General features: G+C 44.5%; 8 protein-coding genes and 1 tRNA gene. 5 read left to right on the top strand and 4 right to left on the bottom strand.

Translation table 11 applies throughout. The features are described 5' to 3' along the window. Positions 1–127: 127 nt before the first annotated feature. From VB740_RS15850 to psbX, 3 genes are all read right to left on the bottom strand, one after another. Positions 128–688 (bottom strand): hypothetical protein, encoded by a 561-nt coding sequence (locus VB740_RS15850; protein WP_323200929.1) that lies wholly within the window; start codon positions 686–688, stop codon positions 128–130. A 47-nt stretch (positions 689–735) separates the two neighbouring features. Further along, entirely contained in the window at positions 736–1,656 is a 921-nt protein-coding gene (locus tag VB740_RS15845; protein WP_323200928.1) for a Ycf66 family protein, read from the bottom strand. Positions 1,657–1,901: 245 nt separating this feature from the next. Further along, positions 1,902–2,021, bottom strand: a complete 120-nt coding sequence (gene psbX / locus VB740_RS15840) for a photosystem II reaction center X protein (RefSeq protein ID WP_012412183.1) — start codon at positions 2,019–2,021, stop codon at positions 1,902–1,904. Positions 2,022–2,300: 279 nt separating this feature from the next. Between psbX and VB740_RS15835 the strand changes: the two genes are divergently transcribed. Next, on the top strand, positions 2,301–2,594 hold the full coding sequence (locus VB740_RS15835; protein WP_323200927.1) for a YggT family protein: 294 nt from the start codon (positions 2,301–2,303) through the stop codon (positions 2,592–2,594). Positions 2,595–2,794: 200 nt separating this feature from the next. Here VB740_RS15835 and accC read toward each other — a convergent pair whose 3' ends face one another. Further along, complete coding sequence (accC, locus tag VB740_RS15830) at positions 2,795–4,138, bottom strand: acetyl-CoA carboxylase biotin carboxylase subunit (RefSeq protein ID WP_323200926.1); 1,344 nt, start codon at positions 4,136–4,138, stop codon at positions 2,795–2,797. 522 nt (positions 4,139–4,660) lie between these two features. On the opposite strand from accC, the gene VB740_RS15825 reads away from it, so the two are divergent. The 4 genes from VB740_RS15825 (at position 4,661) to VB740_RS15810 (ending at position 8,462) form a co-directional block, all read left to right on the top strand. Beyond that, positions 4,661–4,743 (top strand) — tRNA-Leu (locus VB740_RS15825). Positions 4,744–4,870: 127 nt separating this feature from the next. After that, positions 4,871–5,482 carry a chorismate lyase gene (locus VB740_RS15820; protein ID WP_323200925.1) on the top strand — a complete coding sequence of 204 codons (612 nt, stop codon included), beginning with the start codon at positions 4,871–4,873 and terminating at the stop codon, positions 5,480–5,482. Between the two features lie 201 nt (positions 5,483–5,683). Further along, on the top strand, positions 5,684–6,247 hold the full coding sequence (locus VB740_RS15815) for a Uma2 family endonuclease (protein ID WP_323200924.1): 564 nt from the start codon (positions 5,684–5,686) through the stop codon (positions 6,245–6,247). A 448-nt stretch (positions 6,248–6,695) separates the two neighbouring features. Further along, positions 6,696–8,462: a DUF3352 domain-containing protein gene (locus VB740_RS15810; protein WP_323200923.1), complete on the top strand. Its 1,767-nt coding sequence runs from the start codon at positions 6,696–6,698 to the stop codon at positions 8,460–8,462. The last annotated feature ends 28 nt before the right edge of the window (positions 8,463–8,490 follow it).

The following is an 8,490-nucleotide window of genomic DNA, read 5'->3' as shown; positions in this document are numbered from 1 at the left end:
GGCATTGGGCATTGGGCATGGGGCATGGGGCATTGGGCATGGGGCATGGGGCATTAGTTATTCTTTCTCCCCCTGCTTCCCCTGCTTCCCCTGCTCCCTCATCCTCTCACTCCCTGCTCCCTCTCTTCTACGGAGGTGAACCTACAGTTGCACCATTGGGAATATCTAACTCAATATTTGGCCCCCGGTCTAGGACTTCAATATCCCACTGACCACGGCTGGCGGTTTCAAAAGCAACATAACGTCCATCTGGGCTGATATTTGGTTTTCTAACCCAGCCACGATAGGTTGGTGTGACGATTTGCGACTGTTGCGTAGCGCGATCGTAAAGCGCCACCACTGGTCTACCTTGGTCGCTAGTAATATAAGCAATATAACGCCCGGTATAGCTCAAGCTAGGGCTTTCGGCAATTGTCTCCGCTCGGTTTATGCCCGGCGTGCCAATAAACAGTTGCCTTTCCACATCGAAAACCAATAGCTGCTGATTACCATTTCGATTAGATACAAACGCTAAAAAGCGCCCATTTCCACTCAAAGCAGGTTGCTCCTCGGTGTAGCGACTGTTGAGGGAAGTAGGCCCTATAGGAATATCGTTATAACTACAAGATGCAAGCAAACTTGTTAAACCAAAAACCAGGCTCCAATGAATTGGTCTTTGGAGCCAAAATGTAGGCGTAAATTTTTCCACCTCAACTTTTTTCCGTCGCCTTTAAACCTACTTCTGTGCAAACTGGTTCAAACATCATCATCAAAATCGGTCGAATTATCTGGTCCCTGATTTGGCTTTTCAATCGGGTTGTATGGCACATAATCAGTTGGGATCGCCTCATCATCTTCGCGCGGTCTTCGAGGAGTTGAGTCAGTGGGTGGACGACGCCTTCTTGGTCTAGGAGCGACATCATCTTCACGATTTTCTGGACGCCCAGTCCCGTTATTACTACGCCGAGAAGGTTTTCTAACTTCCCCTCCCGAACTTTCCCAATCATCAACTTGCCTAGATGAAGAACCCCAATTTTCTCCTTCATCGCTTTCAGAAGGGCGATTTACAGGACGCCCAGAAGTCCGCCGCCGTGTTCTATCAGCTGGAGCCTGTCTTTCGCTACTGCTGGTGTTACGGCGTTCTGTGCGACGGGGGGGTTGCTCCTCGTAGTAGTCATCACGAGTTGAAATCTCATCTCTGCTACCCTGAATCCGGCGACGCGAGGGCCGTTCTTCCTCGTCTTCATAAGGCAGTGGATCTAAGTCTGCCTCCATCTCAGCCCCATACCTCTTGCGGTTGCGGTTCATTGAATAATTTCCGCTTACCTCTCGCTCATCGTCCACAATCGGAGTGTTGCGCTTTGCTTGCTGGGTAGCTATACTCCGCAAGCGAATACTTTCAACTGCAAAAAAGACAGTTGTGCCAACTAAAAGCAGTTGACCAAATTGTAGAATCGGATCTAGTCGCCATCCTTGAAACACGAGAATGAAGCCGCAGAGCAAGCCGACTGCCGCAAAAAAGATATCTTGATCTCGTGACAATTCTGGACGCACAGTGCGGAGAAAATACAGTGCTGCCCCAGCCACAGCCAGGAAAATTCCTAGAATACTGGCTGAGTTTGCCCCAAAATTTACCTGAGCCAGAAAACTGGCTGAGTTCAGCCCAAAATTTATCATTGCTGTTTTCCCAATATCAAATCTATGTTAGCGAGTCACAATTAAAATCACTACTGTAATTAGGCAAGATATATTGAAGCTTCAAAGCCTCTGGCAAAGAAGCTCTGAAGCCGTTCACCGAAAAGTAAAAAAACCTATGTCTGTTAGCTACAAATGCTTCTGGCGGCAAATACTGCTGCTTTTAGTGCAATTATAAATAGCTGACAGACAATCGGTTGTGAGAGTCAGTTTGACCCTCATAAGCATTATGAACGCTGAATTTTATCTTTTTGGCTAATGAAAATTAGACCAACTGTAACGGGTATCACAACAATTGCAGTACCCCATAGCAGACTCCAAAGAAAATTTGCTAAAGAAGGCGTCATACTTCTAAACCTTTTTTTACACACTTCATCCTAATTTTAATAGTGTATTACTTTCTTGAGAAGCCTCTAACTCTGAACTGCCAAACTTCGTAACTGCTGTGAGCGAGTTTAGTTTTTATTCCTGAAGAAAGTAGCAGCATTTAGTTAAAATGATGATAAGAGGGCTTTACAAAGCTTAAAATTTTGTGGCGATGTCTACGATGGGCTACGCCTACGCGAAGCGCGGCTTGCCGTTGCCTAAGTTTTTCTTTCTTTACAGATAGATAGTACCTTAAACCGATGACTGGTGTTGATCTGACTGCTTGGATTCTTGGCCCTGTGTTAGGGGTGATGACATTTTTATTTATATTTCGGATCATTCTCACTTGGTATCCGCAAGTGAATCTGAATCGTTTGCCCTTTAATTTAATAGCTTGGCCTACCGAACCATTTTTAGTGCTATTGCGAAAACTGGTACAACCCATAGGCGGAGTGGACATTACACCTATTATTTGGGTTGGTATCTTCAGCCTGCTGCGAGAAATATTACTAGGTCAGCAAGGATTGCTGACTATGCTATCTCGTGTGAATTAAGGATTGGGGAATGGGGCACGGGGCATTGGACATTGGACATTGGTTACACTCCATCTCCCTCATCTTCTCCCATTCCCCACTCCCCTAGTACAGGTCAGTGGAAATAAACCTACCATTTTATTAGAGCCAGAAAGCGCAAAATTAAAGCAGGCGTGACCTTTGACTTTTGACTTTTGACTTTTGACTTCCGCCTTGCGGTACTAGCCGTTCATTTCCTGCACAAAATTTGTATAGACATTACCTTGCAAAAACTGTGAAGTTTCCATAATTTTTTGATGAAACCCGATGGTCGTGGGTAGTCCAGTGATGGCACATTCCCGGAGTGCGCGTTTCATGCGGTTAATAGCAGTGGGTCGGTCTGGGGCCCAAACAATTAACTTGCCAATCAAAGAATCGTAGTAAGGCGGGATTTGGTAATCTGTGTAAACGTGGGAATCAATCCGAACACCAGGCCCTCCAGGAGGAAGATAACCACTGATACGTCCTGGAGAAGGGCGAAAGTCATGATCGGGGTCTTCAGCGTTAATGCGGCACTCAATCGCATGACCCCGCAAGACTACTTGTTCTTGGGTAAGCTTGAGCCTTTCCCCTTGGGCAATCCGAATTTGTTCGGCAACCAAGTCTATGCCAGTAATCATCTCTGTTACAGGATGTTCTACTTGAATCCGGGTGTTCATTTCCATAAAGTAGAATTTACCCGATCTATCCAAGAGAAACTCGATAGTACCCGCCCCACTGTAATTAATGAATTGGGCAGCTTTGACAGCAGCTTCTCCCATTTTCTCACGCAGGTCTTCGTCGAGAGCCGGACTGGGAGCTTCTTCTAGTAGCTTTTGATTCCGGCGCTGAATTGAGCAATCCCGTTCGCCCAAGTGGATGACATTACCATAGTTATCCGCCAAAATTTGAAACTCGATGTGGCGGGGACGTTCAATAAATTTTTCTATGTAAACGCCAGAATTACCAAATGCTGCTCCTGCTTCTCCTTGGGCCGCGAGAAAAAGTTTGACAAATTCATCTTCAGAACGCACCAGGCGCATACCCCGTCCACCACCGCCGGCTGTGGCTTTGATCATCACAGGATAGCCGATATCTTTGGCGAATTTTAATCCTTCTTCCTCGGATTCTACCAACCCCTCACTACCTGGTACTGTTGGGACTCCAGCTTTTTGCATGGTTTCTTTGGCAGTGGATTTATCGCCCATCAGCTTTATAGCTTCTGGAGTTGGACCGATAAAAGCAATATGATGGTCGGCACAAATTTCTGCAAACCGGGCATTTTCTGCCAAAAAGCCATAACCTGGATGAATAGCAGTTGCGTTGCGCGTCAAGGCGGCAGCAATAATATTGGGAATATTCAAATAACTTTTACTGCTAGCAGGTTCGCCAATGCAAACCGCTTCATCAGCAAGTTGGACGTGGAGAGCATTACGGTCAACGGTGGAATGAACCGCGACTGTCGCAATCCCCATTTCTTCACAGGCGCGGAGAATGCGAAGGGCGATTTCTCCCCGATTGGCAATTAATATTTTGTCAAACTTCATTTTTTAGTTTCGATATCATTACCAGTAGATTGACATTTTCTCTAATCCAACTTGAAACGACGCTTTCGCATTATTTCAAATTATCATAGGAGATTCGCCACCCTGATTTTAAGCAAACTCGTATATTGCAGTCTTACTGCCTCTACGGGTCTTACTACACTAACAACATTGCTGCTGTAAGTCTTGGCTAGCTTACCAAACTGGGCTTTTGGGACGCCGATAGCGACGCGCTTTCTCGTGTCCGCGTACCCTTACAGGGAAGCAAGCTACGCTTTTAGGGTTTCGTAGAGAGCGTCATAGCCCGTTGTAAACATGGCAGGTACGCGATGCCTGCGGCGGGCTGCGCCTACGCACCAGTTCTGTCACAGTCGCTCTACCCTTTTTAATATCACTTGTGCAGATGCTAAATTTCTGTCAGTCTGATACCGCCTGGAAGAAATTTATATTTTTGAGAAATATAACTTAGATATCACCTTACTATAATTATTTTCTTATGCTATAGTCTATATTCAGACAAATCGTGCGGATGTGGCGGAATTGGTATACGCGCACGCTTGAGGTGCGTGTGGGCAATGCCCTTGCGAGTTCGAGTCTCGCCATCCGCATATTTTGTTTATTAGTCAAGGGTCAATAGTCAAGGGTCAATTTACCTTAGACTGTTGACCCTTAAATCTTGGTATAGCTCAGGTTTTTTATGCTTTTATAGAGATACGTGAAGTTTTGTAAAAAGCATTGAGTATTACTTTTACGCCGACAAACAACTTAACACTGCCAGCAGCTTGGCATCGCCTCACTCCGATTTGGCAAGGAGGGGAGGAAATAATTCAACAAAGTTTACCTCATACTCAGCTAGCACCTGCTTGGCAATTAATGCTTTTGGGTGATGGCTCTCCAACACGTCACCTAGAATTGCTTACAGGTGAGCCTGTAGAAGTAGATGTCATTGATATGTCATTGATTGGCATGGACTTAGATGGTGCTCCTGACTTAATTCAAGCTGTCCCAGGGCCGCGACTACGGCGACAAGTGTGGCTGCGGACTGCTTCTGGCCAAAGATTAGCCTATGCCACCTCGTGGTGGGAAGCTAGTCATGTAGATGAGTATTTGCAAAATCGTTCATTACCAATTTGGGCAAGTTTAGCTCGTCTCCGTACAGAGTTATATCGGGATGTTCGAGGAATTTACTACGGTGACTCATCGGCGCTAGAGTCTGGTTTTGATATAACTGGGCCTTTTTGGGGTCGCCACTACCTGTTTTGGCATCATGGACAGCCACTAACCTTAATTTATGAAGTTTTTTCGCCTTATTTAACTAAATATTTGGGAGCTATGCAATTGAAATAATTCGTAATTCGTAATTCGTAATTCGTAATGACGCTCGCGGACTCGCTTTGCGCGTCGCTAACGTAATTCGTAATTAAGTTTGATATATTACCTGGATTTGAGTTGCAAGTGTAGAATGGTTGCAAATTACGCCCTAAAAAATTTTTCCACAAGCAAGAATTTCCTACTGATGTGAGCAAGAAAGACACGAGGAAAGGTTTAATGAATACTGTTGTGCTAAATCTAGAACCGATTGCTCATTTAACTGATGAGCAATTTTATCAATTGTGTATTGCCAATCGTGATTTAAGCCTGGAAATGAATGCAGCTGGAGAATTAATAATTGTGCCACCAGTAGGAGGAGAAAGCGGAAATCAAGAAGCTGGACTGATTGCTGATTTAGAAATTTGGAATCGTCAAGCTAAATTAGGGAAAGTTTTTAGTTCTTCAACTATCTTTATACTTCCCAACGGTGCAAAACGTTCACCTGATGCTGCTTGGGTAAAATTGGAGAGGTGGGAAACTTTAACACCAGAACAACGAAAAAAATTTCCGCCACTTGTACCCGACTTTTTGATTGAACTGCGTTCTGAGACAGATCGCCTTGCACCGATTCAAGAGAAAATGCAGGAATACATTAAAAATGGTCTGCGTTTGGGTTGGCTGATTAATCCTCAAGATCGCCAAGTTGAAATTTACCGACTTTTGAAACCTGTAGAAGTTGTGCAAATGCCAGCGATTGTTTCGGGAGAAGATATATTACCTGGATTTGAGTTGCAAGTGTAGGTAGGCAATAAGCTTGATGGCATAGCTTTGCCTACCATATTTATTGACCCAAAAAATATTTTACTTATGATGTGGCGCGATGGCGTACCCGCCCGCCGTAGGCGATCGCTACCGAGTAAAGCTACGTAGCTGAAATTGAGTTGCAGCTTTGTCCAGTTAATTATATTCTCTAAATTGCTTAGAATAACAAATTTACTTGCGGAAACTTTCCAACTAAGGCATTAATCTTAGGGAAACGTCCTACGAAATTCAAAAAAGCGTGTTAAAAATGGTAACTGAACCAAAAACAAAGCTTTTGAAAGAGTCGGGAAGGTTGATTACCGAAGTACTATCAACATCTAGGGTGGAAAAATTTAATATAATTAGCTGCCCTCAAGAATGGTTAAACCAGTTGGTGTACTTGACTAATCAAGCAAGTAATGAGTTTGCATATAAGGTATAGGTTTCAATGGCACCGCCTCTTGTGTCCGTTCCAATGAAGAAAAATAAGAAACCGTCTCTGGTGCTGACGCTTTCGGCTGCTGGGCTATTGATTGGCGTGGGGAGTGTAGCATACTGGTTGTTAAACCAGAGACAACTATCTTCCAGCAATTTGCTAGTAGGTGCAAATATTATTCCTGGTGATGCCCTGTTTGCGGTTTCTCTGACAACAGATCCCCAGCAGTGGCAGAAATTGCGGCAGTTTGGCACAAAAGAAACCCAAACAGAACTAGACAAAAATTTAGTTGAATTGCGCGATCGCTTTCTGACTAATAATGGTTACGAATTTCAGAAAGATATCGCTCCTTGGGTAGGCAACGACGTTACAATCGCAATTCTTACCCCAGCAACAGCCAGTAAACCTGCACCCAAACCCGTTACCACCAAGGAAAGTGCTGCGAGTGATCAGCAGTCGATGGTAATGGTATTGCCAGTAAAAAACTCAGAAATCGCCAAAAGCATTTTGGCACAACCCAAAACCCTTAAACAAGGCAAATGGATTGACCGTACTTATCAAGGGATCGCCATTAAACAAAGTCAGGGACAAGCAGGGGAAAATTTCTCAGCAGCATTACTAGATGGGCGTTTTTTAGTCATAACTGATAGTCCCAAAGCTACAGAACGAGCAATTGACGCCTACAAAAATAAAACATCCCTAGCGACAACAGGGGGCTTTGCCGAGAATTTTCCGAAAATTGCCAATCACAAACGATTTGCCCAGTTTTACGTAAATGTGCCAACAGCAGCCAAAATAGCTGCCGCTTCTCCAAACCGCCCTTTACCTGCTCAAGTTTTGGCTCAACTGCAAAATAACCAAGGTTTAGCGGGGACAATGACTTTAGAGGCAGAAGGAATCCGCTTTCAGGGCGTTTCTTGGCTTAACCCTAATAGTCAACGGGTGCTGGCGGTGGAAAACAAAGCTGGGAAAATGCAAAGTCGTGTACCAGCAGAAACCTTAATGATGCTATCTGGTGGTAACTTACAGAGGTTGTGGAGAGATTACGTTTTAACATCTCAGAGAAATCCCCTCTCGCCGATCGCACCAGAACAGATCAGAAGTGGGATAAAATCGCTTACCGATCTCGATTTAGATAAGGATTTGCTCAGTTGGATGAAAGGCGAGTTTTCCTTATCACTGATTCCTACTACTCCAAAACCAGGTTCACCAGATGATTTTCGTGTCGGTTTACTGTTCATGGTACAGACAAGCGATCGCCAATCAGCTGAAGCATCCATAAAACAGCTCGATGAAGTGATGAGAAATCAATACCAGTTCCAAGTTCAACCGGCGAAAGTCGCAGGCCAACCCGTTGTTAACTGGGTTTCACCCTATGGTACTTTAACTGCCACCCACGGCTGGTTAGATAAAGATGTCGCTTTTCTAGTAGTGGGCGCTCCCATTACTGATAAAATTGTTCCCAAACCCAACAACGTACTAGCTAGCACTCTTCCATTCCAACAAACAGTTCCTACAGAACCAAATCCGACAAATGGTCAATTTTTTCTGGATGTCGAACGAACTGTGAAAAATTTCCCCTTGCCAACTTTAATTCCCAATCAACAAGCTTTGCTAGCTGCAACGCGCTCAATTGGGATGACATCCGCCGTCAGCGATAATCGCAGCAACCGTTACGACGTTTTTATCGCACTCAAAAAAGTTAGTAACCCGACTGCCTTGCCTAGTCCAGAAAGCAATAAAAGGGTTCATGTTAAAGGGGAAAGGGGAAAGGGATGATGATTGTCGCTTGACTTCGGGCGAGGTT

It is taken from the genome of Nostoc sp. UHCC 0251 (genome assembly GCF_034932245.1).
Lineage (GTDB): Bacteria > Cyanobacteriota > Cyanobacteriia > Cyanobacteriales > Nostocaceae > Nostoc.
The sequence above is the reverse complement of the archived record's forward strand: the minus strand, read 5'-3'. Positions and strand labels throughout refer to the sequence as shown.

Excerpts from the sequence above, each read along its gene's own strand:
- psbX (WP_012412183.1), bottom strand. The coding sequence starts at position 2,021 with ATGACGCCTTCTTTAGCAAATTTTCTTTGGAGTCTGCTATGGGGTACT.
- VB740_RS15815 (WP_323200924.1), top strand. The coding sequence starts at position 5,684 with ATGAATACTGTTGTGCTAAATCTAGAACCGATTGCTCATTTAACTGAT.
- VB740_RS15845 (WP_323200928.1), bottom strand. The coding sequence starts at position 1,656 with ATGATAAATTTTGGGCTGAACTCAGCCAGTTTTCTGGCTCAGGTAAAT.
- VB740_RS15810 (WP_323200923.1), top strand. The coding sequence starts at position 6,696 with ATGGCACCGCCTCTTGTGTCCGTTCCAATGAAGAAAAATAAGAAACCG.
- VB740_RS15835 (WP_323200927.1), top strand. The coding sequence starts at position 2,301 with ATGACTGGTGTTGATCTGACTGCTTGGATTCTTGGCCCTGTGTTAGGG.
- accC (WP_323200926.1), bottom strand. The coding sequence starts at position 4,138 with ATGAAGTTTGACAAAATATTAATTGCCAATCGGGGAGAAATCGCCCTT.